This is a genomic window from Niveispirillum sp. FG148 (assembly GCF_057809655.1).
This window is the reverse complement of sequence record NZ_JBMDKJ010000015.1, coordinates 44,560-64,334: the sequence shown is the minus strand read 5'-3', so window position 1 is coordinate 64,334 and position 19,775 is coordinate 44,560. Positions and strand designations below refer to the sequence as shown.

Annotated in this window: 16 protein-coding genes; 10 read left to right on the top strand and 6 right to left on the bottom strand. The window is 66.6% G+C overall.

What is annotated here, in order from left to right:
- Nucleotides 1-47: 47 nt before the first annotated feature.
- The 5 genes from ACODTW_RS16345 (at nucleotide 48) to ACODTW_RS16325 (ending at nucleotide 5,147) form a co-directional block, all read left to right on the top strand.
- Complete coding sequence (locus tag ACODTW_RS16345) at nucleotides 48-527, top strand: peptidylprolyl isomerase (RefSeq protein ID WP_488947120.1); 480 nt, start codon at nucleotides 48-50, stop codon at nucleotides 525-527.
- A gap of 296 nt (nucleotides 528-823) precedes the next feature.
- Nucleotides 824-1,585: an ABC transporter ATP-binding protein gene (locus tag ACODTW_RS16340; protein WP_488947119.1), complete on the top strand. Its 762-nt coding sequence runs from the start codon at nucleotides 824-826 to the stop codon at nucleotides 1,583-1,585.
- Complete coding sequence (locus ACODTW_RS16335; RefSeq protein ID WP_488947118.1) at nucleotides 1,582-3,114, top strand: hypothetical protein; 1,533 nt, start codon at nucleotides 1,582-1,584, stop codon at nucleotides 3,112-3,114. Before ACODTW_RS16340 ends, ACODTW_RS16335 begins: the two co-directional genes overlap by 4 nt.
- A gap of 126 nt (nucleotides 3,115-3,240) precedes the next feature.
- Nucleotides 3,241-4,344 (top strand): bifunctional transcriptional activator/DNA repair enzyme AdaA, encoded by a 1,104-nt coding sequence (locus tag ACODTW_RS16330; RefSeq protein WP_488947117.1) that lies wholly within the window; start codon nucleotides 3,241-3,243, stop codon nucleotides 4,342-4,344.
- Nucleotides 4,341-5,147, top strand: a complete 807-nt coding sequence (locus ACODTW_RS16325) for an isocitrate lyase/PEP mutase family protein (RefSeq protein WP_488947116.1) — start codon at nucleotides 4,341-4,343, stop codon at nucleotides 5,145-5,147. Before ACODTW_RS16330 ends, ACODTW_RS16325 begins: the two co-directional genes overlap by 4 nt.
- On the opposite strand, the gene ACODTW_RS16320 is transcribed toward ACODTW_RS16325, so the two are convergent.
- Nucleotides 5,119-6,030, bottom strand: a complete 912-nt coding sequence (locus ACODTW_RS16320) for a LysR substrate-binding domain-containing protein (RefSeq protein WP_488947115.1) — start codon at nucleotides 6,028-6,030, stop codon at nucleotides 5,119-5,121. The two genes, ACODTW_RS16325 and ACODTW_RS16320, sit on opposite strands and share 29 nt — an antisense overlap.
- 95 nt (nucleotides 6,031-6,125) lie before the next feature.
- On the opposite strand from ACODTW_RS16320, the gene ACODTW_RS16315 reads away from it, so the two are divergent.
- Nucleotides 6,126-7,022: a DMT family transporter gene (locus tag ACODTW_RS16315; RefSeq protein WP_488947114.1), complete on the top strand. Its 897-nt coding sequence runs from the start codon at nucleotides 6,126-6,128 to the stop codon at nucleotides 7,020-7,022.
- Here the strand turns inward: ACODTW_RS16315 and ACODTW_RS16310 are convergent, their stop codons facing one another.
- The 4 genes from ACODTW_RS16310 to uxaC all read right to left on the bottom strand — a co-directional run bounded on the left by ACODTW_RS16310 (nucleotide 7,023) and on the right by uxaC (nucleotide 12,231).
- On the bottom strand, nucleotides 7,023-8,564 hold the full coding sequence (locus ACODTW_RS16310) for a ribonuclease J (protein ID WP_488947113.1): 1,542 nt from the start codon (nucleotides 8,562-8,564) through the stop codon (nucleotides 7,023-7,025).
- A gap of 314 nt (nucleotides 8,565-8,878) precedes the next feature.
- Nucleotides 8,879-9,637, bottom strand: coding sequence for a 2-dehydro-3-deoxy-D-gluconate 5-dehydrogenase KduD (gene kduD, locus ACODTW_RS16305; RefSeq protein ID WP_488947112.1), 759 nt, complete (start codon nucleotides 9,635-9,637; stop codon nucleotides 8,879-8,881).
- Between the two features lie 235 nt (nucleotides 9,638-9,872).
- On the bottom strand, nucleotides 9,873-10,718 hold the full coding sequence (gene kduI / locus ACODTW_RS16300; RefSeq protein WP_488947111.1) for a 5-dehydro-4-deoxy-D-glucuronate isomerase: 846 nt from the start codon (nucleotides 10,716-10,718) through the stop codon (nucleotides 9,873-9,875).
- Between the two features lie 100 nt (nucleotides 10,719-10,818).
- Nucleotides 10,819-12,231: a glucuronate isomerase gene (gene uxaC / locus ACODTW_RS16295; RefSeq protein WP_488947110.1), complete on the bottom strand. Its 1,413-nt coding sequence runs from the start codon at nucleotides 12,229-12,231 to the stop codon at nucleotides 10,819-10,821.
- Nucleotides 12,232-12,573: 342 nt separating this feature from the next.
- Here uxaC and ACODTW_RS16290 point away from each other — a divergent pair, with 342 nt between their 5' ends.
- From ACODTW_RS16290 to ACODTW_RS16275, 4 genes are all read left to right on the top strand, one after another.
- Entirely contained in the window at nucleotides 12,574-13,629 is a 1,056-nt protein-coding gene (locus ACODTW_RS16290) for a methionine ABC transporter ATP-binding protein (RefSeq protein WP_488947185.1), read from the top strand.
- The gene (locus tag ACODTW_RS16285) at nucleotides 13,598-14,263 is read left to right on the top strand and encodes a methionine ABC transporter permease (RefSeq protein WP_488947109.1); all 666 of its coding nucleotides are present in this window, start codon (nucleotides 13,598-13,600) and stop codon (nucleotides 14,261-14,263) included. Before ACODTW_RS16290 ends, ACODTW_RS16285 begins: the two co-directional genes overlap by 32 nt.
- Before the next feature lie 9 nt (nucleotides 14,264-14,272).
- Entirely contained in the window at nucleotides 14,273-15,055 is a 783-nt protein-coding gene (locus ACODTW_RS16280) for a MetQ/NlpA family ABC transporter substrate-binding protein (protein ID WP_488947108.1), read from the top strand.
- A gap of 85 nt (nucleotides 15,056-15,140) precedes the next feature.
- Nucleotides 15,141-16,730, top strand: coding sequence for a GMC family oxidoreductase (locus ACODTW_RS16275; RefSeq protein ID WP_488947107.1), 1,590 nt, complete (start codon nucleotides 15,141-15,143; stop codon nucleotides 16,728-16,730).
- Between the two features lie 4 nt (nucleotides 16,731-16,734).
- Here the strand turns inward: ACODTW_RS16275 and ACODTW_RS16270 are convergent, their stop codons facing one another.
- Nucleotides 16,735-19,773, bottom strand: a complete 3,039-nt coding sequence (locus ACODTW_RS16270) for an efflux RND transporter permease subunit (protein ID WP_488947106.1) — start codon at nucleotides 19,771-19,773, stop codon at nucleotides 16,735-16,737.
- Nucleotides 19,774-19,775: the final 2 nt, after the last annotated feature.

The window sequence follows — 19,775 nt, the reverse complement described above, 5'->3', positions numbered from 1 at the left end:
CATGCAACCGACAACCGGCATCCAGCCGGTGCAAGGACGATTGGAAAATGGATCTCGAAAACACCCTCTATCTCGATCTGGAATCGGGTCGCGTCACCATCCAGCTGCGTCCGGATCTCGCGCCCAAGCATGTGGAGCGCATCAAGGAACTGGCGCGTGAGGGGTTTTATGACGGTCTGACCTTCCATCGCGTGATCGAAGGCTTCATGGCCCAGGGCGGCTGCCCGGATGGCAATGGCATGGGCGGTTCGGGCAAGAACCTGCCGCAGGAATTCTCGCGCGAACCGCATGTGCGCGGCACCTGCTCCATGGCCCGCGCTGCCAGCCCGAACAGCGCCGACAGCCAGTTCTTCATCTGCTTCGCCGATGCCCGCTTCCTGGATGGCCAGTACACGGTCTGGGGCAAGGTGACGGACGGCATGGACCATGTCGACGCCATCAAGCGCGGCCAGGGCCGCAATGGCGAAGTGCGCGATCCTTCCAAGATCGTGAAGTTCAGCGTCGCCGCCGACGTGGACGCCGCCTGATTCCCGTCAGGGTTCCGTAAAAACGCCGTCGATGGCTCCTGGCCGTCGGCGGCGTTTTCCTTTTTGGACAAGGCGATAGGCTCACACCAAGGGTCATGTCCATGACCCTTGGTGGACGCCGACCGGCGGCCCGCGCACCCATGTGCGCGTGAAGCCAAGCCGCCGGATGGCGGCGCCCGGCGCATGAGGGAACATGCAAACACCCCCGCGCCGCGCGTGACAGCGCAATCAATTTGGTTAATCCTTCCGTGCCGATTCCCGCCACTCTGGCAGGAACCAAGGATGGAGCCGCCCGCATGACCCTGAACGCCCCTCCCCCTGCCCTGGAAATCCGGTCCTTGCGCAAATCCTATGGGGAGAAGGAGGCGGTCAAGGGCATCGACCTGACCATCCAGCCGGGTGAATTCTACGGGCTTCTGGGCCCCAACGGTGCCGGCAAGACCACGACGCTGAAGATGGTGGTGGGCCTGCTGAACCCGACGGCGGGCAGCATCCGGGTTTTCGGGGTGGACACCGCCACCGACCCCATCGCCGCCAAGCGCCAGATCGCCTGGCTGCCGGACGAGCCGATGCTGTATGACAAGCTGACGCCTGTCGAATATCTGGAATTCGTGGCCGGGCTCTGGGGCATTGATGCAAGCACGGCCGCCGACCGGGCAGACGAGCTGCTGACCCGCCTGGAACTGCAGGACCATCGCCATGAACGCTGCGAAGGCTTCTCGCGCGGCATGAAGCAGAAGGCGGCCCTGGCCGGTGCGCTCATCCACGATCCTCGCCTGCTGATCCTGGATGAACCGCTGACGGGTCTGGATGCCGCCATTGCGCGGCAGGTGAAGGACCTGCTGGCGGAAAAGGCGCGCGCCGGCTGCACCATCATCCTGACCACCCACATCATGGAGGTGGCGGAACGGCTGGTGGACCGTATCGGCATCATCCAGCACGGGCTGCTGCTGGCAGAAGGCACGCTGGACGCGCTGCGTCAGCAGCATGGGCGCGACGGCGCCTCGCTGGAGGATCTGTTCCTGGATCTGGTCTCCGGCAAGGCGGTGGCGGCATGATCGCCCTGGCGCCGGGCAGCCTGCCCTGGCTGCTGAAGCATGAAATGCGCCTCGCCCTGCGCACCAAGCGTACCGGTCCCTGGGCCTGGGCGCTGCTGATCGTGGGGCTGCTGTTCCTGCAGGGCATCGGCATCCTGTCCGCCTTCGGTTTCGCCCGCATCAAGCTGGAACCGGCAGCGGTGGAAATGGTGTTCGGCGGCGTCGGCCTGTTCTCCATGGCCATCATGCTGGCCGCCTCCATGCAGCTGACGGTGCAGGCCATCTATACGCGCGGCGACCTGGACCTGCTGCTGTCCTCCCCCCTGCGACCAGGGATCATTCTGCCCATCCGGCTCCTGGCCGTGGCCCTGTCGGTCATGTCGGGGTCGATTCTGATGGCTGGTTGCTTCATGAATGGCGGTGCCATCATCATCTCTGCCCGCTGGCTGATTGGGTACCTGACCCTGCCGGCCCTGGCCATGCTGTCCGTCACCCTGTCCTTCCTGCTGGTTCTGCTGCTGGTCCGGCTGGTAGGCCCGCGCCGGGCACGCACGGCGACACAGGTGATCGGCGGCGTCATCGGCATCAGCGCCGCCCTGGCCGGTCAGATCCCCAACATGCAGCGCGCGGCCGAGGACGGTCCCCGGCGGCGCGGCTTCGAGGGCCTGATCGCGCTGGCCGACAGTCCGGCCGCCGCCCCGTTGCGCTGGCTGGGCGCCGCGATCACGGGTGACGGGATGGCAACCATCCTGCTGCTGTTGATTGCCTTCGGCGGCTTCATCCTGGCCACCAGCCTGCTGGGGCAAAGTTTCGTGCGCAGCGTCAACGCCGCCGCCGGCGCGGACGCCAGCCCCAAGCGCCGCCCTGCAAAGGACGGCGCCCTGTCCATGCGAGTCCGCGGCGTGACCAGCTCGGTTCTGCGGAAGGAATGGCGCCTGATCCTGCGCGACCCCGGTCTGCTGACCCAGGTCATCTCCATCCTGCTGGTGGCCGCGCCCATCGTCCTGCCGACGATCGGCAAGACGGTGACGACGGCGGCGGGAGAGGCGATGGCCTTCGGCTGGCTGGGCATGGTGCCGGTGGCGGGCTTGTTGGCCGGTTCCCTGGTCTGGCTGGCCTTCGCGGGCGAAGACGCGCCCGACCTGCTGGGCACGGCCCCCGTCTCCACGCGGCGCCTGATGGCCGATCGCTTGCTGGCCGCCAGCCTGCCGTCAGTCGCCCTGGTGACGGCGCTGTGCCTCTATGTCGCCCTGCGCACGCCCATCGCCGCCCTGCAGGTCTGGCTGGTCTCGCTGCTGGCCGTGCAGTTCTATCTGGCCTTCGACATGCGCCAGGAGCCGCCCGTGGGCGGGCGCAAGGCCTTCCAGAAGCGTTACCAGGGCAACATCCTGCCGCTGATCGGGGAGATGCTGCTGGGCTTCATCCTGTTCGGACTGGCCTGGGGGGTTCTGGTCTATGCAGCCCCCCTCTGGTCCCTGCCGCTGCTGCTGGCGTTGAATGGTGCCGGCATCGCGGGCCTGCTGCTTTACGGGCGACCGGCCAGCCGGTGATACAGAAGTCATGACTATGGACGAATGCGCCTTACACAGGCCGGCGACCGCCGGCCCGGCGCTCGTGCGCCGTAAGCCAAGGGCGCGGATGCGCCCGCCCGGCGCCTGAGGGGACCTGAACCCTCCATGTCCGAAAACCGCGAGCCGGCGGGGGCGGGCCGTGGCAGGATCATGCCCATGGAAACGCTCGACCCAATCGCCTGTTACCGCGCCGTTGAAACCCGTGACGCCCGCTTCGACGGACGGTTCTTCACGGCCGTGGTGACCACCGGCATCTATTGCCGCCCCATCTGCCCGGCCCGCACGCCCAAGGCGGAGAATTGCCGCTTCTATCCCAGTGCGGCGGCCGCACAGGAAGCGGGTTTCCGCCCCTGCCTGCGCTGCCGGCCGGAAGCCGCCCCCGATCTGGCCGTCTGGCGCGGCACCTCCAATACCGTCAGCCGGGGTCTGGCCCTGATCGCCGACGGCGCCCTGGACGGCGATGATGCCAGTGTCGATGCGCTGGCCAGCCGGCTGGGCGTGGGGGAGCGGCAATTGCGCCGACTGTTCAAACAGCATCTGGGCGCCAGCCCCATCGCCGTGGCCCAGACGCGCCGTGTGCTGTTCGCCAAGCAATTGCTGCACGAGACCAGCCTGCCCATGGCAGAGGTGGCGCTGGCCGCCGGTTTCGGATCAATCCGCCGCTTCAACGAGACCTTCCAGGCGCTCTATGGCCGACCGCCCCGTGAGTTGCGGCGGCAGATTGCGGCCGACCGGCCGGAAGGCAGCGTGGCGACGGATGGTGTCATCCTGCGCCTGCGCTACCGCCCGCCGCTGGACTGGCCCGACCTGTTGCAGGCCGTGGCCGCACAGGCCGACCCCGCCGAACACATCATCGACGGCACCTGGCACCGCCTGCTGCCCGACGGACAGGTCACGGTGACCGCCCTGGCTGATCAGGACGCCTTGCGCGCCACCATCCGCACTGGCTCCATCGCCGGCCTGTCGGCCATCGTACCGCGCATCCGGCGGCGGTTCGACCTGTCGGCCGACATGGTGACCATCAATGCCCATCTGGCGCAGGACCCGCGTCTGGCGCCGCTGGTGGCGGACCGGCCGGGACTGCGCGTACCGGCCCCCTGGGACGGGCCCGTTCCCATCCATGATGGGGAACGACGATGGCATCCCTGGGGTGCCTACGCCCATCGCCACCTTGCCCCCTTCATCCAGACCTTGGATATCGCCTCATGACCATCGATAAGTTCGCCATTTTCCACGCCCTGCATCAGGGTGATGCCCCACTGATCCTGTGTAATGTCTGGGATGCCGGCTCTGCCCGCATGATGGCCAGCCTGGGTGCGAAGGCCATCGCCACCACCAGCGCCGGTCTGGCCTGGGCCCTGGGCGTGGCCGACGGCAACCGGCTGCCGGCTGACCTGCTGCTATCCGCCGCCGCCAATATCGTCCGCGCCGTGCCCGCTCTGCCCGTCAGCATCGATATGGAAGCCGGCTACAGCGACGATCCCGCCGCCGTCGCCGAGCTCGCCACCCGCATCATCGCCACCGGCGTCGTGGGCATCAATATCGAGGATGGGGCTGGCACGCCCGACCTGCTGGCCGACAAGATCCGCGCCATCCGCGCCGCCGTGGGGCCGGGCCTGTTCATCAATGCCCGCACGGATGTCTATCTGAAGGGGCTGGCCGCTCCGGCCGACCGCGCGGCAGAGGTGATCCGCCGCGGCGCGCTCTATGCGGCATCCGGGGCCAGCGGCCTGTTCCCCGCTGGCGTGACCGATCCATTGGAAATCAAGATGATATCCAATAATATTAAAGTACCGCTGAATGTCATGGCCCGCCCTGGCCTGGCCGATGCGGCAGCCCTGGCGCCTCTGGGCGTGAAACGTCTGTCGGCGGGGTCGGCGCTGCCCGAATATCTCTGGGGCCGGGTGGCCGCCATCGCCGGTGCCTTCCTGACCGATGGCGCATCGGACCCGATCTGCGCCGATGCCATGCCTTATCGCGACATCAATGCCCTGATGGCGGCGTCAGCCTGACCTCCGCCGCCAGGGCCAGCATCCGGTCCCGCGCTTCCGCCACGGCGGGGCGCGGCGTGCCGGTGCGGGTGACCACATGATAGAGATAGGGGTTGGGCACCCATAGCGGATTGACCGGCACCAGCCGTCCATCCGCCACCCACGCATCGCCCAAGGGGGCCCGCAGCATGGCGATGCCCAGCCCCACCTCCGCCGCGGCCAGCACGGTATCGTAATCCTCGAACCTTATGTCCTGCGGGCGCGGCTTGGCATAGGGCACGCCATTTGCCGCCAGCCAGGCGCGCCAGGAGGTGACGGTGCTGTCATGGATCAGCGTCTGGGCCAGGATCTCCGTCACCCCGGCCCGGTCACCCATCCGGGCGGCCAGCGACGGGGCTGCCACCGGATAGACCATTTCGCGGAAAAGCGGCGTACTGGTCACGCCCGACCACTGACCATTGCCGCAACGGATGGCAATATCAACTTCGCCCTTGTCCAGGTCGGCCAGCCGGTGTTCCACCACCATGTCGAAGCGCAGATGCGCATCCTGCAACCGGTCCAGCATGCCGAACAGCCACAGCTTGGCAAAAGCCGGCAGGATGGACAGGCGCACGATTTCCGTTCCGCGCCGCTGCCGCCACTGGTCACCCGACCGGGCGATCATGGTGAAGGCCTCGCCCACCCGCGCGATGAAGCGGTCGCCATCGGGCGTGGTGCGCACGCCGCGCCCATGGCGTTCGAACAGGGCCACGCCCAGCCAGGCCTCCGCTGCCTGCACGCGCCGGCTGATGGCGGCATGAGTCACGCCCAGTTCCACCGCGGCGGCGGAAAAGGAACCGGTGCGCCCGGCGGCCAGAACGGCCGTCAGGCTTTCCAGCGGCGGCAGGGAGATGTTGTACGTCATACGCACAGCTTCTTCCCCAACGGTGCGCTATGTCAACAGCTCGCGACGATGCACCATAGGACCTATCCAACAGGCACCCCCATCAAGGATGTGACATGACCGCCAGCAATACCGCCCTGGACAGCCGGCCCGGCGCCAGCGCCCTGCCCTTCATCGCCGTGGGTATCACGGTGGTCAGTTGGGGATCGGCCTTTCCCGCCATCCGCATCGCGCTGGGCGGGCTGGGGCCGCTGCCCCTGGCGGCGACGCGTTTCGCCCTGGCGGGCCTGTTCGCGTTGGCCTATCTGCTGCTGAAACGCCCCACCCTGCCGCGCGGACGCGATGCCGTGCGGGCCGTGCTGTGCGGCGGCATCGGCATCGCGCTTTACAATCTGCTGCTGAACACGGCACAGCAGACCGTGTCGGCCGGTGCCGCCAGCTTCATTGTCAATGTAGCACCCGTGCTGACGGTGGTGCTGGCCACCCTGTTCCTGAAGGAACGGTTCCGCCGCTGGGCCTGGATCGGCATGGGGATCAGCCTGGCGGGCGTGGCCCTGATCGCGTCGGGCCAGCCGGGGGGCCTGCGCTTTGGCAGCGGGGCCAGCCTGCTGCTGGGCGCCGCCGTGGCGACGGCGACCTATTTCACCCTGCAAAGGCCACTGGTCGGGCGCTATGGTCCGCTGACCTGCTCGGCGCTGACCATCCTGACCGGTGCCATCTGGTTGTCGCCCTGGCTGCCACAGGGCATCGAACAGGCGCTGGCCGCACCTGTACCGGTGCAGGCCGCGCTGCTGTTCCTGGCCGTCTTCCCCGCCGCCATCGGCTATGCCGCCTGGACCCTGGCGCTGGGCCATTTCGGCGCGGCACGGGGGTCCAACTTCCTCTACCTCGTGCCCGTCGTGGCCTCGGCCGTGGCCGTGCCCCTGACCGGGGAGTTGCCCGTGTGGACAACCCTGGCCGGTGGGGCGCTGGCACTGGGCGGCGTGGCCCTGGTCAATACCAAGGGAAGGTGATCAGACCTTCCCGGCCACCAGTGCCCGACCGGGATCATAGGTGACCCGGTCACCCTTGGGGTCCGATTCCAGCGCCAGCAGGGGCGCATTGACCCGGCCCAGCACGCGCGAACCGGCGGCCGACAGGCGGATCACCTCCGCCTCTTCGGCGACGATGGCGGCTTCACAGCCCGCGGCACGGGCCAGACGGGCATGGGCCGCCAGATGCATGTCGGTGCCATGCACCGGCAGCGCGATCTGCGGCCGGACCAGGGCATAGAGTTCCCGCAGTTCGTTGGCGCCGGGGTGACCGGAGACGTGCAGCGGTTCGCCATCCAGCAGATCGGTGCCCATCAGGATTTCCACCCCGCGCGCGCGCAGCTTGGACACGACCTTTTCCACCGCTTCCTCGTTGCCGGGGATGATGCGGGCGGACAGGACGACGGTGTCACCGGCCCCGAACGGCGGGAAGCGGCGATCACCGCGCGCCAGCTTGGCCAGCGCCGCCTTCTCCTCACCCTGCCCGCCCGTGCAGACCAGGGCGACCTGGCTACGGTCCAGGCCCTTCAGATGGGCGGGTTCGGCCAGCGGCATGGGCACATGATCCAGCATATGCAGGTCGCGGGCCGTCTCGTCGCAATTGCGCATGGACCGGCCGGCCAGCGCCACCTGCCGGCCGGCGGCCACCGCCGCCGAAACGGCGGAAGAGACACGGGCGACATTGGTGGCAAAGCAGCAGATGGCGATCTGGCCCTTGCGCGTGGCGAACAGCCGGTCAAAGGCGCGGCGGACCTGCGATTCCGAGGTGGAGGGCAGGTCCTTGTGCGCGTTGGTGCTGTCGCACATCATGGCCAGCACGCCCTCGTCACCCAGGCGGCGCAGCGCCTCGATATCGGTGGGCTGACCCAGCAGCGGACTGGTATCAAACTTCCAGTCACCGGTATGCAGCACCGTGCCCGCCGCCGTATCAATGGCCAGCGACACAGGCTCCGGGATGGAGTGGGTCATGCGGATGGTGCGGATATGGAAGGGGCCGATATCGAACGTGCCACCCACCGGATAGCTGTTCAGCACCACCTTCTCCAGCACCCCGGCCTCTTCCAGCCGGCGGGTGATCAGGCCCAGCGCGAACGGCGTGGCCCAGATGGGGCAATCCACACCCTGCGGCCACAGCCGATCGATGGCGCCGATATGGTCTTCATGCGCGTGGGTGACAACCAGACCCAGCAACCGGTCACGGATGGGCGCCAGAAAGGCGGGGTCGGGAACGATGCAATCGACGCCTTCGACACCCTGGTCGGGAAACGCGATGCCGGCATCAACCAGCAGCCAGGCGCCGTCGTGACCGTACAGCGTCCAGTTCATGCCGATGCGGCCCAGGCCGCCCAGCGGCACGACCAGCACTTCGCCATGTCCCGGAACGGGCCAGCGTCGGTCAAAATCGGTATAACGGTGGAAGGGAATGACCGTGGCGTCGGCCCGGTCGGTCGTCTCCGCCTCGGCCCCGATACGGGGGGCGGCGGTTGCGCTTTCAAGCAAAGCGCTAAACACATCATCTTTCATGCGCTCCTATATTCCCGCAGCGCAACATGCTTGTAAAGACTGCTGAAGGATAGGCCGACGCGGGGCAGGCATGGGCTGGGGGCGCATCCCGCCGGTATCACACCAACGGCATGATTTCTGGTTCATGCCGTTGCAGGCTGGCGACTGCCGGCCCGGCGCTCATGCGCCGTGAGCCAAGCCGCCGGATGGCGGCGCCCGGCGCCTGAGGGGGCGTCAAATGTCAAAAAAGAAACCCCCGCCCTATGGGGAAGGCGGGGGGACGAGTGCAGCGATGAATACGCTGCTGGGAGAATTGCAGAGCCATATAGTCCGGATCAGCGGGCCAGCCAGCCCCCATCCACCGGCAAGGTGATGCCATGGACATAATCGGCCGCGGCAGACGCCAGGAACACCGCAGCCCCACCCAGATCGGATGGCGAGCCCCAGCGGCCGGCCGGGATGCGGGCCAGGATGTCGCGGTTGCGGTTCTCGTCCGCGCGCAGGGCTTCGGTGTTGTTGGTGGCGAAATAACCCGGCGCAATGGCATTCACATTGATGCCCTTGGCCGCCCATTCATTGGCCAGCAGCTTGGTGACGCCGGCAATCCCACTCTTGGACGCCGTATAGGACACGACGCGGATGCCGCCCTGGAAGGACAGCATGGACGCGATATTGATGATCTTGCCGCCCGACCCCTGCGCGATGAAATGCTTGGCCACGGCCTGGGCCAGGAAGAAGGGCGTCTTCAGATTGACGTCCAGCACATCATCCCAGTCCTTCTCGCTGAATTCCAGCGCGTCGGCGCGGCGGATGGTGCCGGCATTATTGACCAGGATGTCGAGGCGACCGAACGCAGCCGCCGCCTTGTCCACGATCTCCCCAATGGGCGCACCCGTGCCCAGATCGGCGGAGACAAAGGCGAAGCGGCCACCGGCCGCTTCCACGGCGGCCTGGGTGTCGGTGGGTGTGGACCGGCCGACGGCCACAATGGCCGCCCCCGCCTGGGCCAGCGCCACGGCAATGCCCTGGCCGATACCGGTATTGGCCCCGGTAACGACGGCCACCTTGCCGGAAAGGTCGAAAGGATGGGTCATGGGAAGGGCTCCAAGGGATGGGAGAGGATAGGCTTGGGCAAGAATTTACCGGCGGGCACCACGCGCCCCCTTTGGCTCAAACCTGCCTCCCCCGCGAAAGCGGGGGTCCAGGGGCCACCGATAACGACGCTTTGGTGCCTGTGGCCCCTGGATCCCCGCTTTCGCGGGGAAGGCACTGATGTGCTGTCCGCTGTCACCGGCCCCCGACAACCGGACGCCGGACGCCGCAGCCCTCTTACCGCAACTGGCAGATATCGATCACCTTCATGTCGGTATAGTCCAGGTTCTCGCCGCCCATGGCCCAGATGAAGGAATAATTGGCCGTGCCGCTGCCCATATGGATGGACCAGGGCGGGGACATTACGGCTTCGCCATCGGCCACCACGATGTGGCGGGCGGCTTCCGGTTCGCCCATGAAATGGAACACGCGGTTGTCACCGGCCAGGTCGCAATAGAGATAGACTTCTGACCGGCGGTCATGCAGGTGCGGCGGCATGGTGTTCCACACCGAACCGGGCTTCAGCATGGTCAGACCCAGCAGCAGCTGGGCGGACTGACAGGTGGCCGGCACGATATATTGATAGATCGTGCGCTCATTGCTGGTTTCCAGCGCCCCGCGGTCCAGCGCGACGGCATCCTTGATACCGATCTTCTTGTTCGGGAAGGTGGCGTGGGCCGGCGTGGACACCAGATAGAACTTGGCCGGGGCCGCCGCATCGACCGATGCGAAGGTCACATCGGCATTGCCCATGCCGACATAAAGCCCGTCCTTGTTGCCCAGCTCATAGACGATGCCATCGACCGTCACCGTGCCGGCGCCGCCAATATTGACGATGCCCAGCTCGCGGCGCTCCAGGAAGGGCTTGCCGGCGGCCGATGCCGGCTCCGTCTGGCGCGGCAGGGCGACGGGGCCCGCCACGGGCGAGGCGCCGCCGACAACAAACCGCTCATTATGGCTGTAATTCAGCACCACCTGATCGGCCACGAACAGGCCGGTCATCAGGTAACGGCTGCGCAGATCGTCATTGCTGGCGCCCTGCATCATGACCGGGTGCGTGGCGTGATAGGTCTTGGCGAACATGGGGTTACTCCCGTTTATCGTCGTTGGTTGCAACGGTGCCACCGGACCGGCCAGACATTTTCCCCGCCTGGGCCGACGGACCTGACACCGTCTTTTTTCATCAAAGCTTGTAAGCGCGCTTGGGCAGGTTATAGGCAAGGTCGACCACGACTTCGGCCGCCTCATCCTCGTCCAGACGGTGTTCGGCCACCATGCGGGCCAGGAAGGCGCTGTCGACACGGCGCGCCACATCATGGCGGGCCGGGATGGACAGGAAGGCGCGGGTATCGTCGTTGAAACCGACGGTGTTGTAGAAACCCGCCGTCTCCGTCACCTGCTCGCGGAAGCGCATCATGCCTTCCGGGCTGTCATGGAACCACCAGGACGGGCCCAGCTTCAGCGTCGGGTAATGGCCGGCCAGCGGCGCCAGTTCACGCGAATAGGTGGTCTCGTCCAGGGTGAACAGGATGATCGACAGGCGCGTGTCATTGCCATACCGGTCCAGCAGCGGCTTCAGCGCCCGGATATATTCGGTCGGCGACGGCACATCCGCACCCTTGTCGCGGCCGAACCGGTCGAACACCTGGCCATTATGGTTGCGGAAGGCGCCGGGATGGATCTGCATGACCAGACCATCCTCGATGCTCATCCCTGCCATTTCGGTCAGCATCTGCCCGCGGAACGTCTCCGCCTCGGCCGGGGTGAAATCGCCTTTCAGCAGCTTCTGGAACAGGGCTTCGGCCTCGGCCGGCGACAGATCGGCCGTGTTGGCCGTGATATGGCCATGGTCGGTGCTGGTGGCGCCAACATCCATGAAATCACGGCGGCGCTTGCGGTGGGCGTTCAGATAGCCCTTCCAGCTATAGACATCCTCCCCCGTCACCTCGGCAAAGGCGCGCATGGCACTGCTGAACTGCTCATGCTCCGGATCGATGACGGCATCGGGACGGTAAGCGGTGACAACACGGCCCCTCCAGCCGCTGTCGCGGATCGCCTGATGATGTTCCAGCGTATCCGTCGGCCCCTCTGTCGTCGCGATCAGTTCGATATTGAACCGTTCGAACAGGGCGCGCGGGCGGAAACCGTCGGTCTTCAGGGCAGCATCGATGGTGTCGTAATAATGATCGGCCGTTTGGGCCGACAGGGCCACATCAATGCCGAATACATGCACGAACACATAGTTCAGCCACAGCCAGCTTGGCGTGGCCCGGAACAGGTGGAAATTGGCCGCAAACAGGCGCCAGGCCGCGCGCGGATCGGCCTTGGACGGGCCCGACCGGTCACCCACACCCACATCGCCCATGGCAATGCCCTGGCTGTACAGCATGCGATAGATGTAATGGTCCGGCGACAGCAGCAGTTCCGTCGGGTTGCCGAACGGGGCATTGCCGGCGAACCAGGACGGATCGGTATGGCCGTGCGGGCTGATGATCGGCAGATCCTTGACCAGCCGATACAGCCGCCGCGCGATGTCGCGCGTGCCGGGATCGGCGGGAAACAGGCGGTCTTCGTGCAGAACCAGGGGCTTGGACATGGGCGCTACCTTCGGGGGGCGGGCCGCCCGCGACGGGACGCAATGATCCCGTCTGGACAGCCCCTCTTTGGTAACCGGTGTCATAGCGGATTTCAACAGGATTGTTTCGAATAGGCCGATTGGGTTGGGTCTCCCCATCGCTCGCACAAACAACAAGTTATAAATGTTATTTAAACCCCAACACATACCAGCCGCGTGAATTCGCTGATTGTTCCGTCCCGCCAACCACTTCACCCTTTGCGCAAAGCAGCAATCCAGGGCAGGATCGGCCAACGACCGCCCGGCAAGAGCATGATGGATCGGATTTTGACGGAACAGGCGACGGGTGAACCCCACGCCGCGATGGTGCGGCTGTCGGGCATCGCCAAGACCTTCCACACCAAGGATGGCAAGCAGGTGGCCGCCCTGGCCGGCGTGGACCTGGACATCCCCAAGGGTGGAATCACCGCCATTGTCGGGCCCAGCGGGGCGGGCAAAAGCAGCCTGCTGCGCGCCGTCAACCTGCTGGAACGGCCCGATGCCGGCACGGTCACGGTGGGCGGCGTCGATCTGACCACGCTGGATGAAGAATCGCTGCGCCGCGCGCGTCAATCCATCGGCATGATCTTTCAGCATTTCAACCTGCTGGCCAACCGCACGGTGGCCGGCAATGTGGCCCTGTCGCTGGAACTGGCCGGCTGGCCCACGGACCGGATCGGCCCGCGCGTCGCCGAACTGCTGGCCCTGGTCGGGCTGACCGACAAGGCGGGCCAATATCCGGCCGCCCTGTCCGGCGGGCAGAAACAGCGCGTGGGCATCGCCCGCGCGCTGGCCCCCAATCCGCAATTGCTGCTGTGTGACGAGGCGACATCGGCGCTGGACCCGGAAACCACGCGTCAGATTCTGGCCCTGATCCGCCGCATCAACCGCGATCTGGGCCTGACCGTCCTGCTGATCACCCATGAAATGGCCGTGGTCCGCGAAGTGGCGGATCAGGTCGTGGTGCTGGAAGCCGGTCGCATCATCGAACAGGGGCCGGTAGCCCAGGTCTTCGCCCATCCCCAGCATCCCACCACCCGCCGCTTCCTGCTGGGGGAAACGGGAACCGAAGTACCAGACGCGCTGGCCGCCCGCTTGTCGCCCCTGCCCCTTGCCGGCGGGGCCACCCTGATCCGCCTGCATGCCGTGGGCGATCTGGCCGCCTCCCCGCTTCTGTCCGATCTGGGCGGGGCCGGCATCGGCGTACGGCTGGTTGCGGGCCGGGTGCAGCCGCTGGGTGACCAGCCCTTTGCCGGCCTGATCGCCGCCCTGTCCGGTCCGGCCGACGCGCTGAATACCGCCATCCAACAATTGCGCGCCCAGGGCGCGGAGATCGAGGTTCTGGGCCATGTCGCCACAGATGCTGTCGCTGCTGGCTGACGCCACCCTGCAGACGCTGTTGATGGTTGTCGTGGCCGGCACGCTGGCCACGCTGGCCGGCATTCCGCTGGGCCTGTTCCTGGCTTTGTCGGGGGCGGGCGACCTGATGCCCCGGCCCGCGGCGCAGCGCGTGCTGGGCCTGATCGTCAATGCCACCCGCTCCACGCCTTTCATCATCCTGGTCGTGGCCATCGTGCCGCTGACCCGGGCGCTGACCGGTACCTCCATCGGAACCGCGGCGGCCACGGTACCGCTGACGCTGGCCGCCATCCCCTTCATCGCGCGCGTGGTGGAAGGGGCGGTGCGGGAGGTGGATCACGGCCTGCTGGATGCCGCCCGCGCCATGGGTGCCCGACCCCGCCAGGTGGTGACCAAGATCCTGCTGCCCGAGGCCCGCGCCGGCATTGTGCGCGGCCTGACGCTCGCCGCCGTCAATCTGGTGGGCTATTCCGCCATGGTGGGCGCCGTGGGCGGCGGCGGGCTGGGCGATCTGGGCATCCGCTATGGCTATCAGCGCTTCATGCCGGAAATGATGCTGGCCGTCGTGCTGGTTCTGATTATCGTCGTGCAGGCATTGCAATCGGGTGGCGAGGCTTTGGCCCGCCGCCTGGACAAGCGTAACCCGAGAGGCTGAGTGAAGATCATGCGCATTTCCGCCCTGCTGGCCGTTGCCGCCATTGCCCTGCTGTCGCCGCTGAACGCGCTGGCCGAAACCATCAAGATCGGCGTGTCGGCCGGCCCGCACGCGCAGATCATGGAAAAGGTGAAGGAACAGGCAAAGGCCCAGGGGCTGGACATCCAGATCCTGGAATTCAGCGACTATGTCGTGCCCAACGCCGCGCTGGATGCCGGCGACCTGGATGCCAACAGCTTCCAGCACCAGCCCTATCTGGACAACCAGATCGCCGATCGCGGCTACAAGCTGGTGTCGGTGGCGCAGACCGTGACCTTCCCGCTGGGCCTGTTCTCCACCAAGATCAAGTCGCTGGACCTGCTGCCGAAGGGGGCGAAGGTCGCCATCCCCAACGACCCGACCAATGGCGGCCGCGCCCTGCTGCTGCTGGCGCGCGAAGGGTTGATCTCCGTCGATCCCAAGGCGGGGCTGAAGGCCACCGTGCTGGATATCACCGCCAATCCGAAGAAGCTGACCATCGTCGAACTGGATGCCGCGCAATTGCCGCGCAGCCTGGGCGATGTCGATGTCGCCGCCATCAATGGCAATTACGCGCTGGAAGCCGGCCTGGACCCGACCAAGGACGCCATCGCGCGCGAGCCGGCCAACGGCCCCTACGCCAACATCATCGCCGTGCGCACCGCCGATAAGGACAAGCCCTGGGTCAAGAAGCTGGTGGAGATTTACCACTCCGCCCCGGTGAAGGCCTTTGTCGACACCAGTTTCAAGGGCGCCGTCGTCCCCGCTTGGTGATCGTCCCCCTTCCCTTCCCGGCAAACCCATGCGAACCTTTACGGAAACGTAAGGTCCGCAGAGGCCGACGCAGGGAGAGACGGGAATGGAAGTCGATGTGCTGGTCATCGGCGGCGGGTCCGCCGGCTGTGTCCTGGCCAACCGGTTGAGCGCGGATGAACGGCGTCAGGTCGCGCTGGTGGAAGCCGGCGGGCACCATGACCAATGGGTGGTGCGCACGCCGGCCGCCCTGGTCGCCATGCTGCCCACGCGCTGGAACAATTGGGGTTTCAGCACGGTGCCGCAACCGGGGCTGGACGGCCGTCGGGGCTATCAGCCACGCGGCCGCGTCCTGGGCGGGTCCAGTTCCACCAACGCCATGATCTATCTGCGCGGCGACCGCTGGGACTATGACCATTGGGCCTCGCTGGGCAACACGGGCTGGTCCTATGATGATGTGCTGCCCTGGTTCCGCAAGGCGGAGCACAATGAACGCTTCGCCGATGAATGGCATGGCCAGGGCGGCCCCCTGAATGTCGCCGACCCGCGCACGGGCAGCCAGGGGGCCGACCTGTTCGTGAGAGCCGGCAAGGAAGCAGGCTTCCCCGTCACTGATGATTTCAACGGCGCCCAGCCGGAAGGCATCGGCCTTTACCAGCTGACCCAGAAGAATGGCGAACGCTGGAACGCCGCGCGCGCCTATCTGGACCCGGCCAAATCCCGCCGCAACCTGACCATCCTGACCAAAAGCCGCGTGCTGCGCCTGATCATCCGCGAAGGCCGTGCCGTGGGGGCCGTCATCCGCCAGGGGCGGCGGGAAAGCGTGGTGATGGCGCGCGGCGGGGTGGTGCTGGCGGCCGGCGCACTGCAATCGCCGCAGATCCTGATGCTGTCGGGCATCGGGCCGGGCGCGCACCTGACGGCGTCGGGCATTTCCGTCCTGCACGACCTGCCAGGCGTGGGCCAGAACCTCCAAGACCATATTGATTACGTCTTCGCCTTCAAGGCGGCCCACCCGGAACTGGTGGGCCTGACCCTGCCGGGGGCCGTGCGCTTCGCCCGGGAATTCCTGCGCTATGGCCGCAGCCGCGACGGGCTGTGGTCCAGCAATTATGCCGAAGGCGGCGCCCTGCTGCGGCGCACACCCGACAGCCCGGCGCCTGATTTCCAGCTGCATTTCGTCGTGGCCATGGTGGAAAACCACGCCCGCAAGTTGCGATACGGCCAGGGTTTTTCCTGCCATGTCTGCCTGCTGCGCCCGGCCAGCCGGGGCACGGTTCGGCTGGCCGGGCCCGACCCGCTGGCCGCCCCCCTGATCGATCCGAATTTCTTCGGCGATCCGGCCGATCTGGACGCCATGGTCGACGGCTTCCGCCTGACCCGCCGCATCCTGGATGCAGAACCGCTGAAAGGCCTGAACCCACAGGCCCTCTACGGCGAAATGTCGGAAAGCGACGCCGATATCCGGGCCGAGCTGCGCCGCCGCTCCGACACCATCTATCACCCGGTCGGTACCTGCCGCATGGGTGTGGATGCGGATGCCGTCGTCACCCCCCACCTGCGCGTGCGCGGCATCGACGGGCTGTGGGTGGCGGATGCCAGCATCATGCCCACCCTGATCGGCGGCAACACCAACGCCCCCGCCATCATGATCGGCGAAAAGGCGGCCGACATGATCAGCCGGGCACTGGGGTAGGGGGTCAATCCACCTCCTTCGGCGCCAGCAGCAGGTACATGGCCGGCGTCACCAGCCGCGACAGGATGGTGGAGGAGACCAGCCCGCCGATGATGACCACGGCCAGCGGCGAATAGAGCCCCGACCCGCCCAATGCCAGCGGCAGCAGCCCGCCGATGGCCGTGACCGATGTCAGCAGCACGGGCAGGAACCGCACCTCCCCCGCCTCCTCGATGGCGGCTTTCAAGGGCGTACCGGCGCGGCGCAGCTGCGTGGTGAAATCGACCAGCAGGATCGAATTCTTGATCTCAATCCCGATCAACGCCACGAAGCCGATGACCGACGTGAAGGACAGGGTATAGCCGGCCAGGAACAAAGCCACCATGCCGCCGATCACCCCCAGCGGAATGACGCCCGCCACCACGGCCGTGGCGGAAAAGCTGCGGAATTCCAGGATCAGCACGGCCAGGATGCCGAAAATGGCCACCAGGATGGCGCCCGACAGGCCGGCAAAGCTCTTGGACCGCGTCTCCGCCTCCCCGCCCGTCATCAGCTTATATCCCGGCGGCAGGGTCATGGCGGACAGCTGCGCCCCGATGGCGCGGGTCACCCGGTCGGTATTGAACCCGGTGGCGGTAAAGGCCGTCACCGTCACCGCCCGTTCGCGGTTGAACCGGTCGATGCGGGCGGGGGCGGTCGTCAGCTTCGGATCGCTGATGGCCGACAGCGGCACGGCCCCCGCCGCCCCCGGCACCCGGATATCGCCTAGCACATCCAGCTCATGCCGGCCCTGCATGGGCAGGCGCAGGGTGACGGGATAATCATCGCCATCGCTTTCGCGGAAGGTGGCGACGTTTTCGCCCGACAGCGACAGGCGCACGGCCCGGTCCACGGCGCCTGCCGGCACGCCCAGAACGGCCGCCTTGTCCATGTCGATATTCAGGTCCAGATCTGTGCGGTCCAGCCGCAGCGGGTTGACCACATCGCGGCTGCCCGGCGTGCCCTCGATAATAGCCGCCACCTTGCCGGCCAGTTCCTTCAGCACGGGCAGTTCCGGCCCCAGGATGCGCACGGCGATGGGTGCCTCAATGGGCGGGCCATTCTCGAACACGCGCACGATGATCTGCGCGCCGGGATATGTCGCCAGTTTCGCCCGCAGCCGGTCCAGCGCCGCCGTGCTGTCCTTGCCCTTCCAGGCGTTCAGGCTGACAAACACCTCGCCATGGGCGGGGTCATCCTCCCGCGGGGTGATGTTGTAATAGATGCGCGGATTGCCATGGCCGCTATTGCCCATGAAGAAACGGACATCGCCCATCTGCCGCACCTGCTCCTCGACAAAGCGCACGGCCTTGTCTGTCTCGGAAAGCGGCGTGCCATCGGGCATGTCGATCTCGACCAGGAATTGCGGCGTATCGGCCGTGGGGAACAGGCTGAACCCGATGCGCGGCACCAGCATGATCGAACCGGCGAACAGCAGGGCGGCAATCAGAACGGTCACTCCCGGCCGGTCCAGCGCCCGGTGCAGCAGCGGGCGATAGACGGCATGGATGCCGCCCATCACGGCGCGCAGGGCGGGATTGCCCTCGGGGTCCTCATGCCGGCTCAACAGCCGGGCCGCCAGGAACGGGATCATGGTCAGCGCCACGAACAGCGACGCCGCAACCGTGGCCAGCACCGACACGGGCAGCGATTTGATGAACTTGCCCGACCCTTCCGGCAGGAACATCAACGGCAGAAAGGCCAGCAGCAGCGTGGCGGTACAGCCCAGCACGGCCACGGCGATCTGCCGCGTGCCCTCAATGGCGGCCTCCTCCCGGCTTTTGCCCATGCGCATGTGGCGGGCGATATTCTCCGTCACCACGATACTGTCATCGACCAGCAGACCCAGCGACAGCACGAACCCCGCAATGGACAGCTGGTTGAGCGTGAAACCGGTCAGGTTCAGCACCGTGACGCCAATGGCCAGCGACAGCGGAATGGCCAGCATCACCACCAGCGACGCGCGGAAGCCCAACGGGATCAGGGTGACCAGCACCAGCCCCAGGGCAATGGCGAAATCCCGGAACAGCGACGACAGGCGATGGGCCACGTTTTCGGACTGGTCGAAACCGCGTTCCAGCGTGATCCCCGGCGGCAGCGTGCGTTCAAAATCATCCAGCGCCGCATAGGCCCGGGTCTTCAACTCAAAGATATTCTGCCCCGGCTTCTGGTTGGCGGTGATGAACACGGCGCGCTGGCCATTATACCGGGCCAGATGGTTGGGTTCATCCGCCGACCAGGCGACATCGGCCACGTCGCGCACCTTGACCACGCGCCCATCGGCGGCCCGCACGACGGTGTTGGCGATATCGTCCAGCGTGTCGAAATCGCCCTCCGTCTTCACGGTGAACCGGCGCCCGCCGGCATGGAGGGCGCCCAGCGGTACGCTGGCCCCTTCCGCCTTCAACGCATCGGCCACGGCATTGACGGGCAGGCGCAGTTCGGCCAGCCGGCCGCTATCCACGGCCACCCGGACCTCCGCCCGCTCCTCCCCCCAGATATCGCTTTCCCAGACACCGGCAACCCGGTCGATCATGTCGCGCAGATCATCGGCCCGCTTGCGCAGTTCCAGGTCTGACGCCCCGTCACCGATCAGCGCCACCTGCATGAAATTGGTCAGCGCAGTGTTGAATTTCTTCACGTCCAGCCGGACCAGACCGGCCGGCAGGGTGCCGCGGATGGCATTCACCTCGCGCACCACCTGGTCATATTTGCGCTCCGCATCGCTGGACCAGTCGAATTCGACGGTGATGACAGCGATGCCGTCGCGGGTGCGCGACGTGATCTTGATGACATCGTCCAGCCCGTCGATCGCCTCCTCAATCGGGTCGGTGACCTGCTTTTCCAGATCCACCGGATCGGCGCCAGGCAGGACGGCCACCACCATGACATTGGGGATGGGAAAGCTGGGATCTTCGGCGCGCGGGATGGACAGCAGCGAACTGATGCCCATGGCGGCCAGCATGGCGAACAGCACCAGGGTGAATTGCCACTGGCGCACGGCAAAGGCGGCGATATTGCCCATGG